The sequence below is a fragment of the Streptomyces sp. NPDC003034 genome, from assembly GCF_053591375.1.
Genome location: NZ_JBSFTS010000036.1, coordinates 16,958 through 39,248, shown reverse-complemented (window position 1 = coordinate 39,248; position 22,291 = coordinate 16,958). Strand labels below are relative to the sequence as shown.

General features: G+C 74.8%; 17 protein-coding genes. 8 read left to right on the top strand and 9 right to left on the bottom strand.

The annotated features are described in order from the left end of the window. Window positions 1-300 precede the first annotated feature (300 nt). Window positions 301-1,158: a polyprenol monophosphomannose synthase gene (locus ACWDX7_RS26250; protein ID WP_451492722.1), complete on the top strand. Its 858-nt coding sequence runs from the start codon at window positions 301-303 to the stop codon at window positions 1,156-1,158. Window positions 1,159-1,242: 84 nt separating this feature from the next. Beyond that, window positions 1,243-1,830 (top strand): FxsA family membrane protein, encoded by a 588-nt coding sequence (fxsA, locus tag ACWDX7_RS26245; RefSeq protein WP_451492723.1) that lies wholly within the window; start codon window positions 1,243-1,245, stop codon window positions 1,828-1,830. A gap of 140 nt (window positions 1,831-1,970) precedes the next feature. Here fxsA and ACWDX7_RS26240 read toward each other — a convergent pair whose 3' ends face one another. The 3 genes from ACWDX7_RS26240 to ACWDX7_RS26230 form a co-directional block, all read right to left on the bottom strand. After that, a complete protein-coding gene (locus ACWDX7_RS26240; protein WP_007262928.1) occupies window positions 1,971-2,345 on the bottom strand; it encodes an RNA polymerase-binding protein RbpA in 375 nt (124 codons plus the stop codon). A 313-nt stretch (window positions 2,346-2,658) separates the two neighbouring features. Further along, window positions 2,659-4,071 carry an MFS transporter gene (locus ACWDX7_RS26235; protein WP_451492724.1) on the bottom strand — a complete coding sequence of 471 codons (1,413 nt, stop codon included), beginning with the start codon at window positions 4,069-4,071 and terminating at the stop codon, window positions 2,659-2,661. Between the two features lie 66 nt (window positions 4,072-4,137). Beyond that, the gene (locus ACWDX7_RS26230) at window positions 4,138-4,908 is read right to left on the bottom strand and encodes a glycerophosphodiester phosphodiesterase (RefSeq protein ID WP_451492725.1); all 771 of its coding nucleotides are present in this window, start codon (window positions 4,906-4,908) and stop codon (window positions 4,138-4,140) included. Window positions 4,909-5,140: 232 nt separating this feature from the next. On the opposite strand from ACWDX7_RS26230, the gene ACWDX7_RS26225 reads away from it, so the two are divergent. After that, window positions 5,141-6,643: an SCO1417 family MocR-like transcription factor gene (locus ACWDX7_RS26225; protein ID WP_451492726.1), complete on the top strand. Its 1,503-nt coding sequence runs from the start codon at window positions 5,141-5,143 to the stop codon at window positions 6,641-6,643. Between the two features lie 36 nt (window positions 6,644-6,679). Here ACWDX7_RS26225 and ACWDX7_RS26220 read toward each other — a convergent pair whose 3' ends face one another. Both ACWDX7_RS26220 and ACWDX7_RS26215 read right to left on the bottom strand, forming a co-directional pair. Then, the gene (locus ACWDX7_RS26220) at window positions 6,680-8,263 is read right to left on the bottom strand and encodes a hypothetical protein (RefSeq protein WP_451492727.1); all 1,584 of its coding nucleotides are present in this window, start codon (window positions 8,261-8,263) and stop codon (window positions 6,680-6,682) included. Between the two features lie 77 nt (window positions 8,264-8,340). Continuing rightward, a complete protein-coding gene (locus tag ACWDX7_RS26215) occupies window positions 8,341-8,535 on the bottom strand; it encodes a hypothetical protein (RefSeq protein ID WP_030706611.1) in 195 nt (64 codons plus the stop codon). A gap of 336 nt (window positions 8,536-8,871) precedes the next feature. Between ACWDX7_RS26215 and ACWDX7_RS26210 the strand changes: the two genes are divergently transcribed. Continuing rightward, on the top strand, window positions 8,872-9,300 hold the full coding sequence (locus tag ACWDX7_RS26210) for an ankyrin repeat domain-containing protein (protein WP_451492728.1): 429 nt from the start codon (window positions 8,872-8,874) through the stop codon (window positions 9,298-9,300). Between the two features lie 323 nt (window positions 9,301-9,623). Then, entirely contained in the window at window positions 9,624-11,021 is a 1,398-nt protein-coding gene (locus ACWDX7_RS26205; RefSeq protein WP_451492729.1) for a HEAT repeat domain-containing protein, read from the top strand. Window positions 11,022-11,148: 127 nt separating this feature from the next. Here the strand turns inward: ACWDX7_RS26205 and ACWDX7_RS26200 are convergent, their stop codons facing one another. Genes ACWDX7_RS26200 through ACWDX7_RS26190 form a run of 3 tightly spaced genes read right to left on the bottom strand, consistent with a single transcriptional unit; the run spans window position 11,149 to window position 13,423 of the window. Further along, window positions 11,149-12,033: a 5-oxoprolinase subunit C family protein gene (locus ACWDX7_RS26200; RefSeq protein ID WP_451492730.1), complete on the bottom strand. Its 885-nt coding sequence runs from the start codon at window positions 12,031-12,033 to the stop codon at window positions 11,149-11,151. Beyond that, window positions 12,030-12,647, bottom strand: coding sequence for a 5-oxoprolinase subunit B family protein (locus ACWDX7_RS26195; RefSeq protein WP_451492748.1), 618 nt, complete (start codon window positions 12,645-12,647; stop codon window positions 12,030-12,032). The genes ACWDX7_RS26200 and ACWDX7_RS26195 overlap by 4 nt, the downstream gene beginning before the upstream one ends. A gap of 2 nt (window positions 12,648-12,649) precedes the next feature. Next, window positions 12,650-13,423 carry a LamB/YcsF family protein gene (locus tag ACWDX7_RS26190; protein ID WP_451492749.1) on the bottom strand — a complete coding sequence of 258 codons (774 nt, stop codon included), beginning with the start codon at window positions 13,421-13,423 and terminating at the stop codon, window positions 12,650-12,652. A gap of 219 nt (window positions 13,424-13,642) precedes the next feature. Between ACWDX7_RS26190 and ACWDX7_RS26185 the strand changes: the two genes are divergently transcribed. From ACWDX7_RS26185 to ACWDX7_RS26175, 3 genes are all read left to right on the top strand, one after another. Further along, window positions 13,643-15,148, top strand: coding sequence for a hypothetical protein (locus ACWDX7_RS26185; RefSeq protein WP_451492731.1), 1,506 nt, complete (start codon window positions 13,643-13,645; stop codon window positions 15,146-15,148). 499 nt (window positions 15,149-15,647) lie between these two features. Continuing rightward, on the top strand, window positions 15,648-16,550 hold the full coding sequence (locus ACWDX7_RS26180) for a hypothetical protein (protein ID WP_451492732.1): 903 nt from the start codon (window positions 15,648-15,650) through the stop codon (window positions 16,548-16,550). Window positions 16,551-16,632: 82 nt separating this feature from the next. Next, window positions 16,633-21,531, top strand: a complete 4,899-nt coding sequence (locus ACWDX7_RS26175; protein WP_451492733.1) for a hypothetical protein — start codon at window positions 16,633-16,635, stop codon at window positions 21,529-21,531. 77 nt (window positions 21,532-21,608) lie between these two features. Here ACWDX7_RS26175 and ACWDX7_RS26170 read toward each other — a convergent pair whose 3' ends face one another. Continuing rightward, complete coding sequence (locus tag ACWDX7_RS26170) at window positions 21,609-22,064, bottom strand: hypothetical protein (RefSeq protein ID WP_451492734.1); 456 nt, start codon at window positions 22,062-22,064, stop codon at window positions 21,609-21,611. Window positions 22,065-22,291 lie beyond the last annotated feature (227 nt).

Genomic DNA, 22,291 nt, shown 5'->3' with positions numbered 1-22,291 from the left:
TCGGCCTCGGTTCGGTGCGGGCGGGCCGACCCGGATAGGTTCGGCCGGGTCCACCACAGGACGTCCGTGCCGGATGGATCCGTCCGCTCAGCGCGCCCGCGCCTCGGGGGCGAGGGAAGGTTTCGCCGGGCGGCGGGTGGCCCCGGGTCGGGGCCCGGCGGTCCAGTAGACAACGGTCACGACGACCCGCATCCAGCGGGAGTCCGACCGGCCCGAAGGACCGCGGGCCCCGACCACTGTTCTAAAGTCATCCTCTGCGACAAGACGTACAGGACGTGCAAGAGCACAAAAGGGGACTCAGTGAGCGACGGCGGACAGCGGACCTACGGACCGCTCGGTACGGCCCTGGTGATCATTCCGACCTACAACGAGGCGGAGAACATCGGGCTGATCGTCGGACGCGTCCGCGCGGCGGTGCCCGAGGCCCACATCCTCGTCGCGGACGACAACAGCCCCGACGGCACCGGAAAGCTCGCCGACGAGCTGGCGGTCGGCGACGACCACGTGCACGTCCTGCACCGCAAGGGCAAGGAGGGGCTCGGCGCCGCCTACCTGGCGGGCTTCGTCTGGGCGCTGGAGGCCGGCTACGGCGTCATCGTGGAGATGGACGCCGACGGCTCCCACCAGCCGGAGGAACTGCCCCGCCTGCTCACGGCGCTGAGCGGGGCCGATCTGGTCCTGGGCTCGCGCTGGGTGCCGGGCGGCCGGGTCGTCAACTGGCCCAAGAGCCGCGAAATGCTCTCGCGCGGTGGTTCGACGTACTCCCGGCTGATGCTGAACGTGCCCATCCGCGACGTGACCGGCGGCTACCGGGCCTTTCGCCGCGAGACCCTGGAGGGGCTGGGCCTGGACCAGGTGGCCTCCGCGGGGTACTGCTTCCAGGTCGACCTGGCCCGCAGGGCGGTCGAGAAGGGCTTCCGGGTGGTGGAGGTGCCCATCACCTTCGTCGAGCGGGAGTTCGGCGACAGCAAGATGAGCAAGGACATCGTGGTGGAGGCCCTGTGGCGGGTCACCCAGTGGGGCATCAAGGCCCAGGCGGCCAAGCTGATCGGCAAGGGACACCACAAGGCCGAGGCGACGGACGAAAGCACGGGCGCGGCCAAGGGCGCGGACAAGGGCACGGACAAGGGCACCGGCGAGGCCGGCGGGAAGGCCTGACCCCCGCGCCGATCCCGGCCCCTAGGGGACGTCCGGCACCTACGGCTGAGGCGGCTCTTACGCCGGTCCGGGCACACTGGTGGTATGACGACCGGCGTTCCCAGTTCGACGGCCCCCCGGCGGCGCTCGCCCGCCCGTACCCTCCTGCCCCTGGCGGTCGCCGCCTGGCTGATCGTGGAGGTCTGGCTGCTCAGCCTGGTCGCCGGCGAGGCCGGCGCACTGGCCGTCGCCGCGCTCCTGCTGGGCGGGATCGTGCTCGGCGCGGTGGTCATCAAGCGGGCCGGGCGGCGGGCCTTCAAGAATCTGACGGACACCTTCCAGCAGGCTCAGCAGGGGCAGCGGCCCACCCCGCAACGGCCCGGGCACAGCAACGGTCTGACCATGCTGGCGGGCCTGCTGCTGATGATGCCCGGCCTGGTCTCCGATGTGGCCGGCCTGCTCTGCCTGCTCCCGCCCGTCCGCGCCTGGATCGGCCGCAGGGCCGCCCGCTCGCTGGAGCGCAGGATGGCCTCGGCCCCGGCGGGCGGCTTCGGCGACGCCTTCCAGCAGGTTCGCATCCACCACCCCGACGGCAAGGTCGTCCAGGGCGAGGTGATCCGCGAGGACCGGCCGGGCCGGCCCGGCGAGGAGCGGGGCCCGGACACGGCGTACCGTCCACCGCTCACCCCGTAACCCTGTAACCCCTTAGCCCGGTGGCCCCGCAGAACGGCTCGGGCCGGGAAGCGGGCCGTGGGGAGAAACGCGAAAGCCGAGGGGCCCCGCCACATGGTGTGGCGGGGCCCCTCGGCTTGTGATGGTGGTGCGTCCGGCTGTCAGGCGGACTTGCGGCTGTCCCGCGGATGCACGGCAATGTTCATGGCGCCGGAACGAAGGACCGCGAGCCTCTCGGCAAGCACTTCCTCCAGCTCCTCGCGGGTGCGTCGCTCCATGAGCATGTCCCAGTGCGTTCGCGCAGGCTTGCCCTTCTTCTCTTCGGGCCCGTCCCCGTCCACCAGGAGTGCCATGGCGCCGCACGCCTTGCACTCCCACTCCGGCGGAATTTCTGCCTCAACCGAGAACGGCATCTCAAATCGATGTCCGTTCTGGCATGCGTACTCCACCGCCTGGCGCGGGGCCAGATCGATGCCGCGGTCCGTCTCGTAGCTGGTAACCACGAGGCGCGTACCGCGGAGAGCTCGCTCACTCATGAATCGTGCCTCCCGGGCTTGTCGCCCACAGGACAGGTGTCGCTGTCGTCGTCATCCGGTCAACGTCCGGTCGGCGGTATAGATTCCCGCTCCGGGTCACGCGTCGCCCGTCGTGCCGCCCCTTGTTGTACCCACCAATGCCCGTTTTGTCACATCTGGCAGCAGATGTCACCCAGCGACTTCAGTTCTTAAGCGCGCAGTAACGGTCCGCCTGGCAGGCCAAAGGCGTACACTACCGGCCCTTTGCTTCAACGTCTAAATTCGTTCGGAATTCGTTCGTGAATCCGGGCCGGGCGCACCCGCGGAACCGGCCTCAGAGCCGCTCCGGTACAGGATTCCCCGCCGCCTCGACCGCGCGCCGCACCGGCACTCGCGCGAGCAGCACGAAACCCAGTGCGAAGAAGACCACCAACGAGATGATCGCGGTCCGGTAGCTGCCCGTGACCTGGTACGTCAGCCCGAAGACCAGCGGCCCGACCCAGCTCAGCCCGCGGTCGCTCATCTCGTATGCGGAGAAGTACTCGGCCTCCTTGCCCGCCGGCACCAGGTGCGAGAACAGCGACCTCGACAGCGCCTGGCTGCCGCCCAGCACCAGCCCGATCATCGCCGCCATGGCGAAGAACCACACCGGAGTCCGGGCGGGCAGGAAGTAGCCGGCCGCCAGCGTCACGCCCCAAGCGGCCAGCGAGCCGAGGATGGTCCGCTTGGCCCCGTAGCGGCGGGCGAGCCGCCCCATGCCCAGCGCTCCGGCCACCGCCAGGATCTGCACCAGCAGTACCGCCACGATCAGGGTGGACTGGTCCAGCTGAAGTTCCTCCGAGCCGTAGACCGAGGCCTGGGAGATCACCGTCTGCACGCCGTCGTTGTAGATGAGGTAGGCGAGCAGGAAGGACAGGGTCAGCGGGTAGCGCCGCATGTCCTTCAGGGTGGCGACCAGCTGCCTCCAGCCGCTGATGGCCGCCCCCGCCCCCGCGCCGGCCTCCCGGACCACCGCCCGGTCCCGGAGCCTGCGCAGCGGGATCAGCGCGAAGGCGCCCCACCACACGCCCGCGGAGGCCAGGCAGATCCGTACCGCCGCGCTCTCCGAGAGGCCGAAGGAGTCGTGGCCCTGGTAGAGGACCAGGTTCAGCAGGAGCACCAGCGCGCCGGAGGTGTAGCCGAAGGCCCAGCCGCGGGAGGAGACGGTGTCCCGCTCGTCCGGGGTGGCGATCTGCGGCAGGAAGGCGTTGTAGAGGACCATCGACACGGCCAGGGCGGCATTCGCCACGATCAGCAGCAGCCCGCCCAGCAGGTAGCGGTCGCCGTCGAGGAAGAACATCCCCGTCGTCGCCGCGGCGCCGGTGTACGCGGCCACCGCGAGGAGCGGCTTCTTGCGTCCGCTGCGGTCCGCGACCGCGCCGGCCAGCGGCATGATCAGGATGGCCAGGAGCACGGAGGCCGACACCGAGTACGCGAAGAAGGAGCCCGCCCGCACCGGAATGCCCAGCGGACGGACGTACCCCTCGGCGTCCGCGGCGGCCTTGGCCACCGCGGTGAGGTACGGGCCGAGGAACACCGTGAGGACGCTCGTCGAATAGACCGAGCACGCGAAGTCGTAGAAGTACCAGCCGTGCTGTTCGCGCTTGCGCGCCGCCGCCACGGCGCCCTCGCCGTCGCCGGTCATCGTGCCGGCCGGTCTGCCGTCGTCCGCCCCGGGTTCCGCCTCGTCCGTCGTCCGCGCACCCATGGTGCCCCCCTCGCTGGTCCCCGTACCGCAGCGGCCACCGCATGCGGCGCGGCCGTCCGGGGCACGTCAGGCCCAGGCGCCGCGCCGGTCCAGCACCGTGCGCAAGATGTCGATCCGGTCGGTCATGATGCCATCGACACCCAGGTCGAGCAGAGACTCCATGCGTTCCGGTTCGTTCACCGTCCACACGTGCACCTGCAGACCCCGCTCGTGCGCGGTGCGGACGAAGCGCCGGTCGACCACGCGGATGCCCGACTGGAAGCCCGGAACCTGCGCGGCCACCGCCCCGGCGCGCAGCGCCGCCGGGATGGCGTACGAACGCAGCCGCAGCCCGAGCACTCCGCGCAAGCCGTACGAGGTGGCCAGCCGGGGTCCCGCGATCCGCTGCGCCCGGGCCACCCGGCTCTCCGAGAAGGAACCCACGCAGACCCGGTCCCAAGCGCGGGTGCGCGCGATCAGATTGACCAGCGGGTGCAGCGCCGACTCGGATTTGACGTCGACGTTCCACCGGGCGCCCGGGAACTGCTCCAGCAGGTCCTCGAAGAGGGCCAGCGGCTCGCTGCCCGCCACCCGGGCCTCGCGGACCCGGCGCCAGGGCAGCTCGGCGATCCGCCCCCGGCGGTCGGTGACCCGGTCCAGGGTGGAGTCGTGGAAGGCGACCAGCTTCCCGTCGGCGGTGGCGTGCACATCGGTCTCGAAGTACCGGTAGCCCGCGTCGGCGGCCCGGCGGAAGGCGGCGGCGGTGTTCTCCAGCCCGTCCGAGGCGCCTCCCCGGTGCGCGAAGGGGATCGGAGCCGGGTGGTCCAGATACGGGTGGCGAAGGCGTACGTGCGTCACGGCGGCAGTATCCCCCGCCGCGGGCCGCACCGGAGAACCTGCGTCCTCCTCGCCCTCGTTCCCCGGAACGGCCCGGCCGCGTCGGGTGGCCGGGGCGTGCGGCAGCCGCCCGGCCGGGGGGACCCTGGTGCAAGTGGACTGCCACGTGACAGGCTGTCCCGACGGCATGAATCCAATCCCGGCCCCGGATGCCCTCCGGCGAGGCCAATTCGACGAAGGTGGACCGGACGCAATGGCCGAATGGACCTCGGCGGTCGGTGCCGCGCAGCTCGCCCGCCTCATCACCTCCCAGCAGGGGCAGAGCGCCGGGCCGGGCGCCCGCAAGCAGCCCGCCTACCGCACCCTCGCCGACGGCATCCGGCTCCTCGTCCTCGAAGGCCGGGTACCGGTCGCCGCCCGGCTCCCCGCCGAGCGGGAGCTGGCCGTCGCCCTCTCCCTCAGCCGCACGACCGTCGCCGCCGCCTACGAGGCCCTGCGCGGGGAGGGGTTCCTGGAGTCCCGCCGCGGCGCCGGCAGCTGGACCTGCGCACCCGCCGGGAATCCGCTGCCCGCCCGCGGCCTGGAACCGCTGCCGCCCGAGTCCCTCGGCTCGATGATCGACCTCGGCTGCGCCGCCCTCCCCGCGCCCGAGCCGTGGCTCACCAAGGCCGTCCAGGGAGCCCTGGAGGAACTGCCTCCGTACGCCCACACCCACGGGGACTACCCGGCGGGCCTGCCCGCGCTGCGCCGGATGCTCGCCGACCGGTACACCGAGCAGGGCATTCCCACGATGCCCGAGCAGATCATGGTCACCACCGGCGCGATGGGGGCCATCGACGCCATCTGCAGCCTCTTCGCCGGGCAGGGGGAGCGCATCGCCGTCGAATCCCCGTCCTACGCCAACATCCTCCAGCTGATGCGCGCCGCCGGGGTCCGGCTCGTGCCCGTGGCCATGGCCGACGGGCTCGGCGGCTGGGACATGTCCGTCTGGCGGCAGGTGCTGCGCGACGCCGCCCCCCGCCTGGCCTATGTCGTCGCCGACTTCCACAACCCCACCGGCGCCCTGGCCTCCGAGGACCAGCGCCGGGCGATGGTCCAGGCCGCGCGGTCGGCCGGCACCGTACTCGTCGTCGACGAGACCATGGTCGAACTGCAGCTGGAGCCGGATCTGGTCATGCCGCGCCCGGTCTGCTCCTTCGACCCCGGCGGCAGCACGGTGATCACCGTCGGCTCCGCCAGCAAGGCCTTCTGGGCCGGCATGCGGATCGGCTGGGTCCGCGCCGCCCCCGACGTCATCCGGAGCCTGGTCGCCGCCCGGGCCTACGCCGATCTGGGCACCCCGGTGCTCGAACAGCTGGCGGTGCACTGGCTGATGCGCACCGGCGGCTGGCAGGAGGCCGTCGGCATCCGCCGCGCCCAGGCCCGGGAGAACCGGGACGCCCTGGTCGCGGCGGTGCGCCGGGAGCTGCCGGACTGGGAGTTCGAGGTCCCGCGGGGCGGGCTGACCCTGTGGGCCCGGGCCGGCGGACTCTCCGGCTCCCGGCTGGCCGAGGTGGGGGAGCGGGTCGGCGTACGGGTCCCCTCGGGGCCGCGGTTCGGCGTGGACGGGGCCTTCGAGGGCTATGTCCGGCTGCCGTTCACCGTGGGCGGGCCGGTGGCGGAGGAGGCCGCCGCCCGGCTGGCGGCGGCGGCCCGCCTGGTCGGCACCGGCGCGGGCGGCAGCGGCGCCGAGCCGCCGCGCACCTTCGTCGCGTAACCACGGCCCGCGCCCGGGGCCCGTGCCCACCCGCGGCTACGGCGCCTCGGCCGGGGTGTGGAGGGGCCGGTCCGGCGTGGCCGGGTCCGGGACGACCGGGGCGCCGCCGCCGCGCCCGCGCTCGGGCAGCAGCTCCAGCACGGCCTGGCGGTGCGCCGGGTGGGCGGCCTCGTCGTACGGGTCCGGGGTGGCGGGCACCTGGAGCCGGTGCACCGGGCCCGCTCCTAGCCGGGCGTATCCGCGCCCCGGCGGCACCTGGGCGGTCGGGGTGGTGTGCGGCGGCAGCCCCAGCACCTCGGCGATCTGCCGGACCGGGGCCGAACCGAGGACGACACGGGCCCGGGTGTGCTGCCGGACGGCGTCGTCGAGCAGCTCCAGCTGGTCGAACTGCTCGGCCACCACCACGGTGATGTGCGCGGCCCGGCCGTGCCGCAGCGGCACCTGGAGCCGGGCGAGCGGATCGGGGCGGCCGTCGGCGGCCGCGAGGTGGGCCAGCACGCTCGGCCGGTCGAGCAGGATCCACAGCGGGCGCCGGGTGTCCTCGGGGGCGGGCCGGCCGGACTCGCGGGCCCGGTGGGTGGCGACGAGCCGCCGCTCGGTCTCCTGGGCGGCCCACTCCAGCGTGGCCAGCGCCCCGGTGGGACCGCTCTCCACGGCCAGGACTCCGCCGCGGCCGGCCAGGCAGGAGTACTCGCCGCTGCCGCCGCCCTCGACGATCAGTACGTCGCCCCCGTGGCGCAGGGCCTGCAGGGCGATCGAGCGCAGCAGGGTGGACGTTCCGCTGCCGGGCTGGCCGACGGCCAGCAAATGCGGTTCGGTGGCTCGGGGACCGGTGCGCCAGATCACCGGCGGCACGTCGCGGGGCTCATCGCCCTCCATGACGGGCAGGGTGCGCTGGACGCCGCCGGCGTCGGTGAAGCCGAGGACGGTCTCGCCGGGGGAGGTGACGAACGGCTGGGCGGCGATGCCCGTCGGCAGCGCCGCCAGCACGCTCAGGTCGAGCTGGTTGCCCTCCTCGTCCCAGTCGAAGAGGTACTCCCGTCCGCGCCCGGCCTTGGCGTGCAGCAACGCCTCGATCCGGGCCCGTGCGGCCGCCTCGCCATCGGTGAAGTAGGCCGGGTAGCGGATGGTCAGCTTGGTGACGCGGCCCGCCTCGTCGAACTCGTAGCCGCTGAAGGCCTTGTCCCACGCGCCGCCGTGGGCGAAGAGCGGACTGGGATCCTCCGGAATGGAGAAGTACGGCACGAGGGCTTCGTAGAGGGTGGCGAGCCGTTCGGTCTCGGCATCGCCGGGCCCGGTCTTCGCCGGGGTGCGGTCGCGTCCGTGCCAGGCCGCCGCCGCCATGAGGGTGATCAGGGCGAGGGCGGGACCGTAGGGCACGAGTGCGACCACGAGGACGCAGGCCGCTCCCAGGAAGAGCGCGGGACCGCGCTTGTCCTTGGGAGTCCCGGACCATTTGCGCCGCCCGACCGCGGCCAGGACGCGCAGGCCGCGGCCGATGACGAGGAGCGGATGGAGGACGTCCGTGGCACTGTCGGCGGCCGTGCGAGCGAAGTCGCGGCCCCGGGCCAGCGACACGGTGCCGCTGCTGAGGATGCGGGGAAGTGGGCGCCGGGCCACGGGCGTCTCCTGGAGTTGTGGGCATGGCGGGTGTCTCGGGTGCGGTCGGGATGGCTGGTGTCGCCGAAAGACACGCCCTATAGCTTGATCCCGCCGAGGAGGCTCGCGAGGCTCGCGGTGCTCGCGGTGATGCTGGGGGCGATGGCGGATCCGGCGAGGAAGAAGCCGAACAGCGAGCACACGAACGCGTGCGACAGCTTCATCCCGTCCTTCTTGAAGAACAGGAAGCAGATGATGCCGAGCAGGACGACACCTGAGATGGACAGGACCATGAGGAGCTCTCCTGGTAGTGGGGACAGTCACCATCAGTTCTTCCAGGCTCACAGCAAGTATCAATGCTACAAAAGGTGCATACGGGTGAACGCGGGCTTTTTTCACTTGACCGGCTCAGTCCGGCTGGCGCGTCCGGCGCGCGGCGGGCCGGGAGCTTCCGCGAGCGCGCCCAAGGGGATCCAGGCCTCGGCCCCGTCCCGGCATGTGCAGGTCCGGGCGCTACTCTGGCGATTCACCCGTACGGATGCAGTGCCGTGCGCCCCCCTGCCCGCCCGGTCCGGGGACGAGCCGCCCGGCGGGTCCACCCGAGCAGCGACTGAAAGGCGGTACGAACCATGAGCGAGCACACCGACGGCGGCTCCGGCTCCGGTTCCCAGGACGTCCCCGACGAGGACGTCATCGAGCTGGCCACCAAGATCTTCGACCTCGCCCGCCAGGGCGAGACCGCGACGCTCGCCGCGTACGTCGACGCCGGAGTCCCGGCGAACCTCACCAATGACCGCGGCGACACCCTGATCATGCTCGCCGCCTACCACGGCCACGCCGACACCGTCACGGCCCTGCTGGCCCGCGGCGCCGAAGCCGACCGCGCCAACGACCGCGGCCAGACCCCCCTCGCCGGCGCCGTCTTCAAGGGCGAGGAAGCGGTCATCGGCGCGCTGCTCGCCGGAGGTGCCGACCCGAACGCGGGAACCCCGTCCGCCGTCGACACGGCCCGCATGTTCGCCAAGACCGAGTTGCTCGAACGCTTCGGAGCCAAGTAGTCCGTTTCTGCCGGGCCCTGGCCGGTACAGACCTCACAGATTGATCACAGCGGCCGTAAATGTGGTCGCGGTGCACAAACCGGCTGGGTCATCATGGCGTCGGATTCGATTCGCGAACACGGCGGACGGGCAGGAACGGCCAGGACACAGCAGGTGTCCGGGCCCCGGCCGCCCGCCCTGGTCCCGGAGCACCGACGAGAGTGAGAAGGCAATGGTCTACATCGAGCGGAACATGACGGCGGACGTCCTCACATGCTGTTACGCGGCCCTGTGAATCCCGCGATTCCCGGTTGCGTCCCCAGCTTGATTTGAGGCCATTTCCCATGTTCGAACCAGTCATAGCGCCCAGCGGCACCCTGCTCGGGCTCCTCCAGCGCGGCCGCGGCGACGGCACGCTGCACGCCCTCGCGGCGCCCCGGGCGGAGGCCCTCGCGGCGCTCGACCAGTGCGTGCTCCGCGACCCGCGCCAGGACTGGCAGGTCGAGAACCGCTCCTTGTACTACGCCCGGCTGTACCTGGATCTCGACGGCCCCCTCGGCGAGATCGAGACCCACCTGTTCTGCGCCGACGACCTCGTCGGCGAGGAGGACCACCGCACCGGCCTCGCCCTGTCCGTACTGGGCCACCTGGCCTCCTACGGCCGCGACGACGCGCTCATGCTGCTGCGCCGGTACGCCGCCTCCGGCGCGAACTGGGCCTGGGCCCTCGACGAGCTCGCCCTGCGCGACGACGACGAGGGACTGCGCGGCATCGCCGCACCCGTCCTCGCCCGCTTCCCCGCCACCGCGGAGGGTGACGCACGGCTGGCCGCCGCGGTCCGCGACGCGTACGAGCCCAGGCCCTGGTGCCTGTGGGAGGAGTCACCGCGGTACGGGGAGCGCCTGCGCGCCGCCCGTGAGCGGGGGTCCTTCGACCGCTGGCAGCGCCAGCTGACCCCGAGCGGACCCCGCCCCGGCTGGGGCGTCCAGGCCGTCTTCGACTGGGCCGCCGACGGGCTGCGCCGCGGCACACCGCTGCACGTGCCCGCCGCCCGCTGCCTCGCCGCCGTGGCCGCACCCGAGGACCGCCCCGCCGTCCTCGCGGCGGCCGCCGGCGGCCACGGCGAGGCCGCCCGCGCCACCGCGCTGCACCACCTGGTCCTCGCCGAACCGGAGAACCCGGCCGTACTGGACCTCATCGAAGCCGCCGCCGACGAGCCCGCCGTGGCCGCGTACGAGCGCATGTGCGGCCCGGCCGCCGTCGAACGGGCCCGGCGCTGGATCCACCGCCCCGACGCCCTCGGCGCGGCCGCCGCGGCCACCCTCGCCTGCCGCGGCGGAGCCGAGGACGCCGACCTCGTGCTGGGCGCCCTGCGCTCCACGGTCCGCGGCTCGGGACCCGACGCCCGGCGGCTCTTCGCCCTGGTGGACGGGGCGGGCCGGCTCGCGATCAGCTGCGCGGTCCCCGTACTGCGGCACATCTACCGCGAGACGGCCTCCTCCCACCTGCGGGGGCGCGCCGCCCGCGCCCTGGCCGCCACCGACCCCTCCTTCGCGGCGGGCTTCGCGGTCGAATGCCTCTGGGACTGCGAGGAGACCACCCGCGAGGTCGCGGCCCGGCACGCGGAGACGGCCGACGCCCGGGTCGCGCCCCGCCTGCGCCGTCTGGCGGCGGACCCGGCGGAGGAAGAGGACGTCCAGTCTGCGGTCCGCAGCCGCATCACCCCGGAGTCGGCGATGTAGCTCCCCGGTGTGCGTGGGCCGGTGCCGCCGCTGACTGGCCGGTGGCCCTGGCGCACCTCGGCCCTGGCGCACCTCGGCCCTGGCGCACCTCGGCCCGGCCGGAGCGGCCGGGCCGAGGAACGCGCGGTTACCGCTCTACCACGCCGGGCCGGGCGGGCAGGAAGCGGACGGGGATGCCGGGGCGGGCCTGCGCCGCCGCGTCCAGGGCCGGGCCCGGCGGGACCACGCCCACCACCGGGTAGCCGCCCGTCACCGGGTGATCGGCCAGGAACACCACCGGCAGGCCGTCCGGCGGGACCTGGACGGCGCCCAGGACCATGCCCTCGCTGGGCAGTTCACCGGCCCGGCCGCGGACCAGGGGTGTCCCCGCCTCCGTGCGCAGGCCGATGCGGTTGGATCTGGGGGACACCCGGAAGACCGAACGCCACAGCCCCGCGAGCGAATCCGGCGTGAACCAGTCCGCCCGCGGCCCCGGCAGCAGCGGGAGCAGCAGTTCCGAAGGCGCCCCCGGCAGCCGCCACACATCCGCCCCCGGGGACGGCTCTCGGCCGGGCGGGCCCACCGGCAGCTCCATCCCCTCCGCCAGGACGGGCGGCCCCAGCCCCGACAGCAGGTCCGTCGAGCGACTGCCCAGGACCGGCGGGACGCTCAGCCCTCCCCGGACCGCGACGTAGCCGCGCAGCCCCGACTCCGCCCGGCTCACCTCCAGCTCCGCCCCGGCCAGCAGCCGTACCGGAGCTCCCCAGGCCACCGGGCGCCCGGACACCCGTACCGCACAGGGCGCGCCCGTGACCGCCACGGTCGTCGCGGCCAGCGCCCGCAGCGCCACCCCGTCCAGGGTCGTCTCCAGCGCCGCCGAGCCCGGCTGGTTGCCGAGCAGGCGGTTGGCCAGCGCGTACGCCGCCGTGTCCAGCGCCCCCGAGCGGGGCACCCCCAGGTGCGCGTACCCCGGCCGCCCGAGGTCCTGGACCGTGGTCAGCGCCCCGGCCCGTACCACCAGCAGCCCGCTCATCCGGAAACCTCCGAGAACCGCACCCGTACCCCGGGCGCGAACAGCGCCGCCGGTTCGCGCCCGGGATCCCAGAGCACCGCGTCCGTGGAGCCGATCAGCTGCCAGCCGCCGGGGGAGGAGCGCGGGTAGACGCCCGCGTACTCGCCCGCCAGCGCCAGCGAACCCGCCGGGACCGCCGTACGGGGAGTGGCGCGCCGGGGGAGGTGGAAGCGTTCCGGAAGCCCGGTCAGGTAGCCGAAACCGGGCGCGAAGCCGCAGAAGGCCACCCGGAAGGCGGCGCCGCCCACGATGGCGGGGACCTCCCGCGGCGCCACCCCCCACAGCCGGGCCACCTCCGCCAGGTCCGGTCCGTCGTACCGCACCGGGACGGTGACCAGCGGCCCCCGCGTCGGCGCGAGCGGCGGCACCTCCCACGCCGCGATCCGGTCGGCCAGCGCGCGCGGCTCGCATACGCCGTCCAGCAGGACGGTCCGAGCCGCCGGCACGATGTCCCGTACGGCGCCCAGCTCGCCCGCATCGCGCCGCCGCAGCAGCTCCGCGTGCAGGGCCGCCACGTCCGCCGCCGACTCCAGCTCGATCAGCAGCCCCTCGGCCCCCGCCGGCAAGGCCCGCATCCTCACGCGAACGCCTCCACGCGGACCCCGGCCGCGCCCAGCGCCTCCCGGACCCGCCGGGCGAGACCCGCGGCCCCCGGCGTGTCCCCGTGCAGGCACAGGGAGCGCGCGGCCACCGCCACCCGCGACCCATCCGACGCCGTCACCGCGCCCTCGGCGGCGACCCGGACCGCCTGTGCCACCACGGCATCCGGGTCGTGCAGCACCGCCCCCGGCTCGGCGCGCGGCACCAGGGTCCCGGCCGGGGTGTAGGCCCGGTCGGCGAAGGCCTCCGGAACGGGGGCCAGGCCCGCTTCCCCGGCGGCCGCGAGGAGCAGCGAGCCGGGCAGGCCCAGCACGGGCAGCGCGCCGCCCGCCGTCACGATCCCGGAGACGACGGCCGCGGCCTGGCCGGCGTCGTACACGGTGCGGTTGTAGAGCGCGCCGTGCGGTTTCACGTACGACACCCGGGAGCCGGCCGCCCGCGCGAACACCTCCAGCGCCCCGATCTGGTAGGCCACCTCGTCCGCCAGTTCGTCGGGCGGCACGTCCATGGCGCGCCGCCCGAAGCCGGCCAGGTCGCGGTAGGAGACCTGCGCGCCGATCCGTACGCCCCGTTCCGCGGCCAGCTCGCAGACCCGGCGCATGATGGACGGGTCACCGGCGTGGAAGCCGCAGGCCACATTGGCGCTCGTGACGACGGAGAGCAGGGCCTCGTCGTCGGTGAGCGTCCAGCGGCCGAAGCCCTCGCCGAGGTCGGCGTTGAGGTCGATCGCCGCCGCCGGAGGTGTGATCATGGAAGCCATGCGGTGAGCGTAGAACAGCGATGGGGGCGGAACAGCGGCGCGGCGTGGCACTCGGCGCCGAGCTCGGTGCCGGCCTCAGCGCCGAGCTTGGTGCCGGTCTCAACGCCGAGCTCGGTGCCGACCTCAGCGCCGACCTCGGTGCAGCCGGGGACGATCCGGCCGAACCATGCCGTTTGGGTTGTTGTCAGGGTGAGCGCCTAGTCTTTGCCCGTGACTCTCCCCGCCCCGGCGAAGACCCTTCCCTCCCCGGCGCCGGGCCCGGCCGCCGACGAGGGCCTGGCCCGGCGGCTGCGCGCCCTCGCCTGCACCGCCCCGCTGCACGACCTCGACGTACGCAAGGCCAATCTGGCCGGCGAGTACGGGGTCTACGCGATGGCGGAGGTCGCGCTGGCCGCGATCGACCTGGTCACGCTCAACATGGACTTCGACACCGGCGCCGACCACGAGCAGATAGTGGCCAGGCTGCTGCCCCGCGTCGCTGCCCAGGCCCCGGCCCGCCCGGCCGCCGAGCACGAGCGGGTGGCCCGCTGGGTGCTGGAGAACCTGATCAACGTCGGCAGCGTGGACCGCGGCTTCCGCGCCATCTACGGCACCTTCGGCCCGGACGGCGTCTACGTCCGCCGGGACTACGATTTCAAGCTGATCGAAGAGGTCCCCGGCCACGGCGGCGCGGTCTACCTGCGCACCACGGACGAGGCGGTCAACGTCCTGGTCGGCGCGCTGGACACGGACGTCACCAGCGCCCAGATCGCCGCCGAGGTGAAGCTGGAGGTCCTGATCAGCCGCGGCCGGCTGGCGGACGCCCAACTCGCCGCCGAGCAGGCCCGCTACCGCACCGTCCAGTACGCGGAGACCCTGCGTCGGACGCTGGACGCGACGCGGCGCAACGTCCGGGCGGTGGACTGGCTCCAGGCCGTCCCCGACATGATCGCCGAAGCCCTCGACCACGTCGCCGACCGCTACCGCCACGAGAACGCGATCCTGACCAACATCCGCAAGGCGCGCGACGAGGCGGAGGAGCCCGAGAACAAACGGCGCGCCGCCGAACTCGTCGACATCGTCAAGGACTGCATCCGCCGCCACACCCAGCTCCAGTCCCGGCTCCTGGACGCCGGCCCGCTCTTCCGCGCCGAGCAGGACCGCCAGGCCTTCGCCGCGCCCGCGCCGCGGTCCGGCATCGACCTGTACGGCCAGCTGATCGCCCCGCTCCTGCCGCTCCCCGTGGAGCAGGCACGCCGGGTGACGGACGCCTTCTTCGCCTCCGGGGCGGGACTGCGCACGCCCGTCTCCGTCCGGGTCGCCGACCTGGTCGAGATCCTGCTCACCCCGCCGGTCGAGCGCGAGCACCTCGGCGCGGAGATGCCGGAGCCGGACCTCATCGCCACCCCGGACGACAGCCGCTTCAGCGAGGAGCAGCTCGCCTGCGCGATGCGGCTCCTGGACCTGCCGCACGACGCCCCGCGCCGCCTGTCCGGGCTCCTCGCGGAGGCCCGGCGCAGCGACCCGGAACTGCCGTACCTGGTGGCCCTGCTGGCCGTCCACGCGGCGAGCCCGGCCGTGGGCACGGCGTACCGCCAGGGCGAGGAGCGGCTGCTCTTCGCGGTGGATGACGGCACGCAGCTCGAAGACCCCGAATTCGGCGGCGCGGACCTGATCGTCGGCACGGCCCTCCTGGACGCCGCGGGCATGGCGGCGGACCGCGCGGAGGCGGCATGACCCCGCCCCGGGCCCTGCCCGCCCCCGTCCTGCCGCCCGCACGTCGGGACACCGGCCCCCGCACGCAGCCGGCCGCGCCGCCGCCAGCCCGCCGGCCCATCGCCATGCCCGCGGCATGGGGTGCGGGTGTCCGGGTGGGCGTGCCTGTGGCGCCGCTTGCCGAGGGTTGTTCCGGCCGGGGGTTCCGTGTTGTGCCCGCGGCCCGGCGTGCGGGTACCCGGGTGACCGGGGCCGTGGCGACTGCGCCGCCTGCCGGGGGCGGCTCTGGCCGGTGGCCGGTGGCGGCGGTTTCGCCGGCGGCTGGGCGGCGGTATGCAGCCGGGGCGCGGGTGGCGGTGAGCGGCCGGTATGCCGCCGTCCTCGCGCGGCGGCACCCGGCCACGTCGCCGCAGCCCGGCCCGGCGGGCCGTACCGGCTCCGGCGAGCGGGGCCTGCCACCGCCCGCCGGAGCCGGAGCCACCCCACCGCAGACCGCAGCCACCGCCAAGGAGACGCACCCGTGAGCGACCACCACGCCGAGCACCCCGCGTGGAGCGAGCCCGACGCGCCGTCGGCTTCGCCCGGGCCGGCCCCCGCCGGGGCCCTGACCCCCGCCGACGCCGCCGACGCGGCCCGGCTCGTCGCCTTCGGGCTCCAGCCGAAGCTGCTCCCCGCCCGGGACGCCGAGTACGCCGAACTGCTGCGCCGCTACCGCGAGGAGCCCGCCTTCGGCCGCCTCGCCGACGCCGTCGCCACCGGCCTCGGCCTCGTCGTCCTGGAGGTGTCGCCGCGCGCCGGCATGGCCGTGGCCGCCGACGAGGCCTCCGTCTTCGCCGTCCGCATGGGCGACTACGCCCGCCGCACCGCCGCCGACTCCGCCGACCGCTTCCTGCACGGCCTGGCCCACCTCGCCGTCGCCGCCCTCGCCTTCCCCCGCCCCGAGGACCTCGCCGACGACGGCTACATCGGCCGCGTCACCGTCAACGGGGTGGACGCCTTCGTCCGTCAGGCCTGCCACCGCCTGGAGGAACGCGCCGAGGAGCTCGGCGAGAACACCGACCCGGCCACCGACGCCCCCGGCCTGGAGGCCGCCTGGCGGGTCTACGCCCGCCGCAGCTCCACCGGCGCCACCAAGGACGCCCGCCGCCTCGCCGGCTCGACCACCGGCATCGTCGGCAAGGCCGCCGCCTTCCTCACCGAATCCGGCTTCCTCCAGCGCACCGGCGACGACGCCGGCGGCACCTACCGCACCACCCCCCGCTACCAGCTCCAGGTCCGCGACATGGCGGGCAGTTCGGCCATGGCCGAACTGCTGGAACTGGGCGTGGTCCCCGTCAGCGACGGCTCCGCGACCCTCCTGCCGCCGCCCGAGGGCGACGACCTGGAGCTCGCCGCCGACGCCGGGCTGCCCTTCCACGCCTGAGCCCCGCGCCGCCGCCCCCAGCCACCCGCCACCGCCACCCGCCCTCCGTACGACCCACGAGACACCACGAGAGTCCGCCGCCATGTACGAGCTGTCCCGGATCCGCCTCTACTCCATCGGGCCCGCCGGTGCGCGCTACGCCGACACCGTGCTCGACCTGCGCGGAGTGGGCGAGCCGGTGCCCCACCCGGCGCCCGCACAGGCGGAGTTCTTCGAGGACGAGCCCACCGGCCCGCCGCGCCGCCCCGCGCCCGCCGGCGTGCTCTTCCTGGAGAACGGCGGCGGCAAGTCCGTCCTCCTCAAGCTGATCTTCTCCGTGATGCTCCCCGGCCACCGCAACACCCTCGGCGGCGCCAGCTCCGGCGTCCTGCGCAAGTTCCTCCTCGCCGACGACTGCGGGCACGTCGCCCTGGAGTGGCAGCACACCCAGACCGGTGAGTGCGTCGTCGTCGGCAAGGTCAGCGAATGGCGCGGCCGCCAGGTGTCCAACGACCCCCGCAAGTTCGCCGAGGCCTGGTACTCCTTCCGCCCCGGCCCGGGGCTGAGCCTCGACAGCCTCCCCGTCGCCGAGGCCACCTCCGTACGCCCGCCCGTCGAGGGGGTCTCCGGCGCCCAGGGCCGGCGCCGCACCATGAAGGGCTTCCGCGACGCCCTCACCGACGCGGGCAAGGCGTACCCGCACCTGGAGGTGTACTGGGAGGAGATCCACGACCGCTGGAACGAGCACCTCACCGAAGTCGGCCTCGACCCCGAACTCTTCCGCTACCAGCGCGAGATGAACGCCGACGAGGGCGAGGCCGCCGGCCTCTTCGCGGTCAAGAAGGACTCCGACTTCACCGACCTCCTGCTGCGCGCCGTCACCGACACCCGCGACACCGACGGCCTCGCCGACCTCGTCCACGGCTTCGGCAACAAACTCGGCCGCCGCGCCGAGCTGATGGCCGAACGGGAGTTCACCGCCGGCTCGGTGGACCTGCTCAACCGCATCGTCGAGGCCGCCGCGACGCGCTCCCGGCTGCGCGACGTCCACGCGGGCGCGGAACGCCGTACCCGCACCCTCGCCCGGCGGCTGTCCGCGCGCGCCACCGTGGAACGCGGCCGGGCCGCCGACCTCGCCCAGCGGGTCACCGGCGCCGCCCACGAGGTCACCGCCGCCGAATCCGCCCGCGCCCGCAGCGCCGCGATCTCCGCCGAACTCGCCTACCGGCACGCCTCGCTGGCCCTGACCGTCGCCGACAAGGCCGCCGCCGCCCAGCGCCGAGAACTCCTCGAAGCCCGCACCCTGCACGCCGCCTGGCAGGCCGCCGAGAACGTACTGCGCCACCGCGCGGCCGCCGACCGCTCCGCCCGGGTCGCTGCCGCGATCCGGGAAGCGGAGCGGGACGCCGCCCCCGCCCTCGCCGCGCGGGCCACCGCCGCCGCCGACCTCGTACGCGCCCTGCACACCGCCGCCGAGCACGGCGAACGCCTCGCCAATGAGGAGGAGGAGCGCTCCGCGGAGCTCCAGGCCGCCGGCGAGACCGCCCACCGCGACGCCACCGCCGCCGCCACCGCCGCCCAGCGGGCCCGCAGCGAGGCCGAACACCTCCGCTCGCGCCTCGGCGAAGTCCAGCAGGAGACCGCCGAGGCCGTCCGCGCGGGCTGGCTCGACGACACCGCACCCGACGCCGACCCGGCCCGCGCCGCCCTCGCGGCCACCGACGCGGAGAAGACGGCCGTGGCCGCCTGGGACGAAGCCCGCGAAGCCGCCCGAGCCGCCTCCGAAGCGGCCCGCGAAGCCGCCGCCGCGGAATCCCGCGCCGAACTCACCGCCGCGCGCGCCGCCGACGCGGCCGACGCCGCCGAAGCGGCCCACGACGCCGAACAGCGCGCCGCCGCCTCCCTCGCCCGGTCCCCCCGCCTGGCCGCCCTGCTGGGCCTCCCGTCTGCCCCCGGCGCCTCGGTCCCGTCCCCGCGCACGGGGACAGGCGCGGGCGCGTCCGGCTCCGCCGGGTCAGGTACGGGGGGCCGCGCGGCAGCCGGGGACCTCGGCTCCGCCGGCCACACGGGTTCCCCCGGGTCCGGTACGGCCCACAGCGGACCCGGCGGCACTCCGGGCGCTCCCGGCTCCGCCGAGGGCGGGCGCTCCGGCGGCCGACCGGCCGTCGCCGCGCGCCTGGGCTCCGCGCGGGGCGCAGCCCACGAGGACCCCGCCACCGCCGGCCGGCTCACCGCCGAGGACCTCGACCGGAGCGCCGAGGACCTCCACCACCTGCTGACCGACGGAGTCACGGCGGCCGAACGCCAGCTGTTCGAGCTGCGCACCGCCGCCGCCGACGACGCCCGCATCCTCGGCGCGCTCGGCGACGGCGGTCTGCTGCCCCCCGGTCCCGACGTCCTCGCCACCGTCGAGTACCTCGGCGAACACGGCATCCCGGCCCTGCCCGGCTGGCGCTACCTCGCCCAGTCCGTGGACCCCGCCGACCACGCCGCCGTCCTCGCCGCCCGCCCGGAACTCGTCGACGGCGTCGTCATCACCGACCCCGACACGCACGCCCGCGCCCGCGAGGTCCTCACCGGCGCGGCCCTGCTGCCCCGCTCCACCGTGGCCGTCGGCACCGCCGCCGCCCTGCTCGCCCCCGTGCCCCCGGCCGGCCCGGACGGCGACGGCAGCGCCGCCGGCGTGTTCCTCGTGCCCCCGAACCCGGCCATGCACGACGAGCACGCCGCCGACGAGGAGCGCCAGGCACTGCGCGCCCGCGCCACCGCCCGCGACACCGAGATCCGCGACCTGGCCGCCCGCCTCGCCGGAGACCGCGAGCTCGCCGCCCGCATCGCCTCCTGGCGCACCGGCTGCCCGCCCGGCCGCCTCGCCGAACTGGCGCGGCAGGCCGAGGCGGCCCGCGCGTTCGCCGAGGAGGCCGACGCCGAGCTCGCGGAGGCCCGTACCGTACGCGCCGAGGCGGACGAGGCCGCGGCCGACGCCGTCCGTGTCCGCGACGAACGCCAGGACACGGCCCAGCGCGCCCGCCGCGCCGCCGACGCCCTCGCCGGTCTCGCCTTCCGCCTGCGCGAACGCGCCGGCTGGCAGGCGAGGCTGCGCGAACTCGCCGACGAGGCCGCCGAGTCCGAGGCCCGCGCCGAAGCCTGCCTGGACCGGGCCCGCGCCGCCGACGAGGACCGCCGCGCCGCCCAGCGCGCCGCCGACGACGCCCGCCGCACCGCCCGCGCCCTGCGGGCCGAGCGCGCCGAGATCGCCGGCGCCCCGGACCCGCTGCCGGAGGACGACGGCAGCGCCAAGGCGCCGCTCCCCGACCTCCGCGAGGCCTACCGGGCCGCCTCCCAGCTGTACGAGAAGGTCGGAGTCGGCGCCGACCTGCGCGCCGAACAGGCCCGCGCCGAGAGCGACGAGAGCGCCGCGCTCGCGGAACTCGACCGCCTCACCAACAAGGTGCGCACCCGCGCCGCCCAGCTCCTCGAAGGCACCGACGGCTCCGACGGACCCTCCCGCCAGGCGGCCGCCGCCCGCGCCGAGTCCCTCGTACAGATGCTGGAGACCCGCGCCTCCGCTGCCAGCGAGCAGCTCGGCCGACTGCGCGGCGAGGCAGAACGCCGCGCCCCCGCCGAGGGCGAGGCGCACACCGAGCTGCCCGAGGAACTGGTCCCCCGCGACGTCGACCAGGCCCAGGCCCTGCTCCGTACGGCCACGGCCCAGCTCGCCGCGCACAGCGCCGCCGTGGAGAGCGCCCGGGCCGCGCACGCGGACCTGCTGCACGCCCACCGCACCGCCGAGGACGGCGCCGGCGGCTTCGAGGAGACCGCGGCGCTGCTGCGGGACATGCTGCGCGGCTCGGCCTCCGAGGACGCCGACGGCGGCCGGGGCGGAGCGAAGCGGAGCCAAGCGCAGCAGGAGGAGGAGCAGGAGCCGGCGCCCCACGCGGGCACGCTCGAAGAGGCCCGGCAGTCCGCCACCGAGGCCCGCCGCTCGCTGCGCGCCTGCGCCGCCGACCTCTCGGCCGCCGAGTCCGCCGTCCGCGAGGCGAGCGACATCCTGGTCCGGCACGCCAACGCCACCCGCTACGAGCAGGTACGCACCCCCGCGCGCCAGCAGATCCGCGAACTGCCCGCCTCCGCCCTCCCCGAGCACGCCGCTGCCTGGGCCACGGCCTTCGCCCCGCGGCTGCGCGTCCTCACCGACGAACTGGAGCAGCTGGAGCGCAACCGCGACAGCATCGTCGACCGCCTGCGCGGGCTCGTCGAATCGGCCCTGGCCACCCTGCGCTCCGCGCAGCGGCTCTCCCAGCTCCCGGAGGGGCTCGGTGAATGGTCTGGACAGGAGTTCCTGCGGATCCGCTTCGAGGAACCCGACCAGGCCACGCTCACCGAGCGGCTCGGCGAGGTCATCGACGAGGCCACCCGCGCGGCGGTGAAGAAGAACAGCACCGCCTCCTTCGGCGAGGGCCGGCGCGACGGCATGTCGCTGCTGCTGCGCGGGGTCCAGGCGGCGCTGGAACCCAAGGGCATCTCCGTCGAGATCCTGAAGCCGGACGCGGTGCTGCGCGCCGAGCGGGTCCCCGTCGGGCAGATGGGCGACGTGTTCTCGGGCGGGCAGCTGCTGACCGCGGCGATCGCGCTGTACTGCACGATGGCGGCGCTGCGCAGCAACGACCGCGGGCGCGACAAGCACCGCCACGCGGGCACGCTCTTCCTCGACAACCCGATCGGACGCGCGAACGCCACCTACCTGCTGGAACTCCAGCGGGCCGTCTCGGACGCGCTCGGCGTGCAGCTCCTCTACACGACGGGGCTCTTCGACACGACGGCGCTCGCCGAATTCCCGCTGGTCATCAGGCTGCGCAATGACGCGGACCTGCGGGCGGGGCTGAAGTACATTAGCGTCGAGGAACACCTGCGCCCGGGCCTGCCGCAGCAGTCCCCGGAGGAGGAGACCATCCACGGCGAGATCACGGCCACCCGCATGTTCCGCCGCAGCGCCACCTGATTCCCCTCCCTCGCGGTCGCCACGGCTCCCCAGCGGCCCGGAGCGGCGGCCGGGCGGTCGCGGCCCCGGATGTGCGGCTACCGCCGCCCGGGAGCCGCGAACTGGCCGTGGTGGCGCGGTATTCGGGCCGGCCGCGGCTGCCGCGCCACGTGGCGGGCTTCGCGCCGGGCTTCGCGGCGGCGGGCCCGCGCCGTGCTGCTCGGCTCCGAGAGGACCCCGTACCGCTGGTTCCACGCCTGCCGGGTGACCCACACGTCCAGGACGGCCCACGTGGCCACGATCGTCCCCGCGATCGCGCCGAGCGCCATCGGGAAGGCCAGCCAGGAACCGGTGAGCGTGAGGAAGAAACTGATCGTCGCCCCGATCAGGGTCACGGCCACGATCAGCACCGCCCGTACCGCGGCCGTCCGCACCGGATCCGGCATCCGGCGCCGCCGAGCCGGCTCCTCCACCCACAGCGCCCGCCGCACCGGCACAACGGCCGGCGCTGAAACACCGCCGTCTTCCTTGTCCCTGCCCGCATATCCGTTCATGGCCCGCTCACTTCCCACCGCTCACTCCCCACCGCGCGGTCCGTACCGCTGTCCCGCTCCACCGACTTCGCCCCTCACACGTCTACCCCGTCTACCCCGACGTGCCCTCCCCAACAGACAGACGTCCGGCGGTGGCACAAGATTCCCGCATCGTGGACGCTTCCACCGGTAGTGGACCTTCACGGAACAAAAAATTCCAGCCATCCATCCAGTTACGGGAACCGACC

Bases quoted from the DNA above. Each gene is read 5' to 3' on its own strand.
- fxsA (WP_451492723.1), top strand. From the start codon at position 1,243: ATGACGACCGGCGTTCCCAGTTCGACGGCCCCCCGGCGGCGCTCGCCC.
- ACWDX7_RS26240 (WP_007262928.1), bottom strand. From the start codon at position 2,345: ATGAGTGAGCGAGCTCTCCGCGGTACGCGCCTCGTGGTTACCAGCTAC.
- ACWDX7_RS26235 (WP_451492724.1), bottom strand. From the start codon at position 4,071: ATGGGTGCGCGGACGACGGACGAGGCGGAACCCGGGGCGGACGACGGC.
- ACWDX7_RS26225 (WP_451492726.1), top strand. From the start codon at position 5,141: ATGGCCGAATGGACCTCGGCGGTCGGTGCCGCGCAGCTCGCCCGCCTC.
- ACWDX7_RS26215 (WP_030706611.1), bottom strand. From the start codon at position 8,535: ATGGTCCTGTCCATCTCAGGTGTCGTCCTGCTCGGCATCATCTGCTTC.
- ACWDX7_RS26210 (WP_451492728.1), top strand. From the start codon at position 8,872: ATGAGCGAGCACACCGACGGCGGCTCCGGCTCCGGTTCCCAGGACGTC.
- ACWDX7_RS26205 (WP_451492729.1), top strand. From the start codon at position 9,624: ATGTTCGAACCAGTCATAGCGCCCAGCGGCACCCTGCTCGGGCTCCTC.
- ACWDX7_RS26200 (WP_451492730.1), bottom strand. From the start codon at position 12,033: ATGAGCGGGCTGCTGGTGGTACGGGCCGGGGCGCTGACCACGGTCCAG.
- ACWDX7_RS26195 (WP_451492748.1), bottom strand. From the start codon at position 12,647: ATGCGGGCCTTGCCGGCGGGGGCCGAGGGGCTGCTGATCGAGCTGGAG.
- ACWDX7_RS26190 (WP_451492749.1), bottom strand. From the start codon at position 13,423: ATGATCACACCTCCGGCGGCGGCGATCGACCTCAACGCCGACCTCGGC.
- ACWDX7_RS26175 (WP_451492733.1), top strand. From the start codon at position 16,633: ATGTACGAGCTGTCCCGGATCCGCCTCTACTCCATCGGGCCCGCCGGT.
- ACWDX7_RS26170 (WP_451492734.1), bottom strand. From the start codon at position 22,064: ATGAACGGATATGCGGGCAGGGACAAGGAAGACGGCGGTGTTTCAGCG.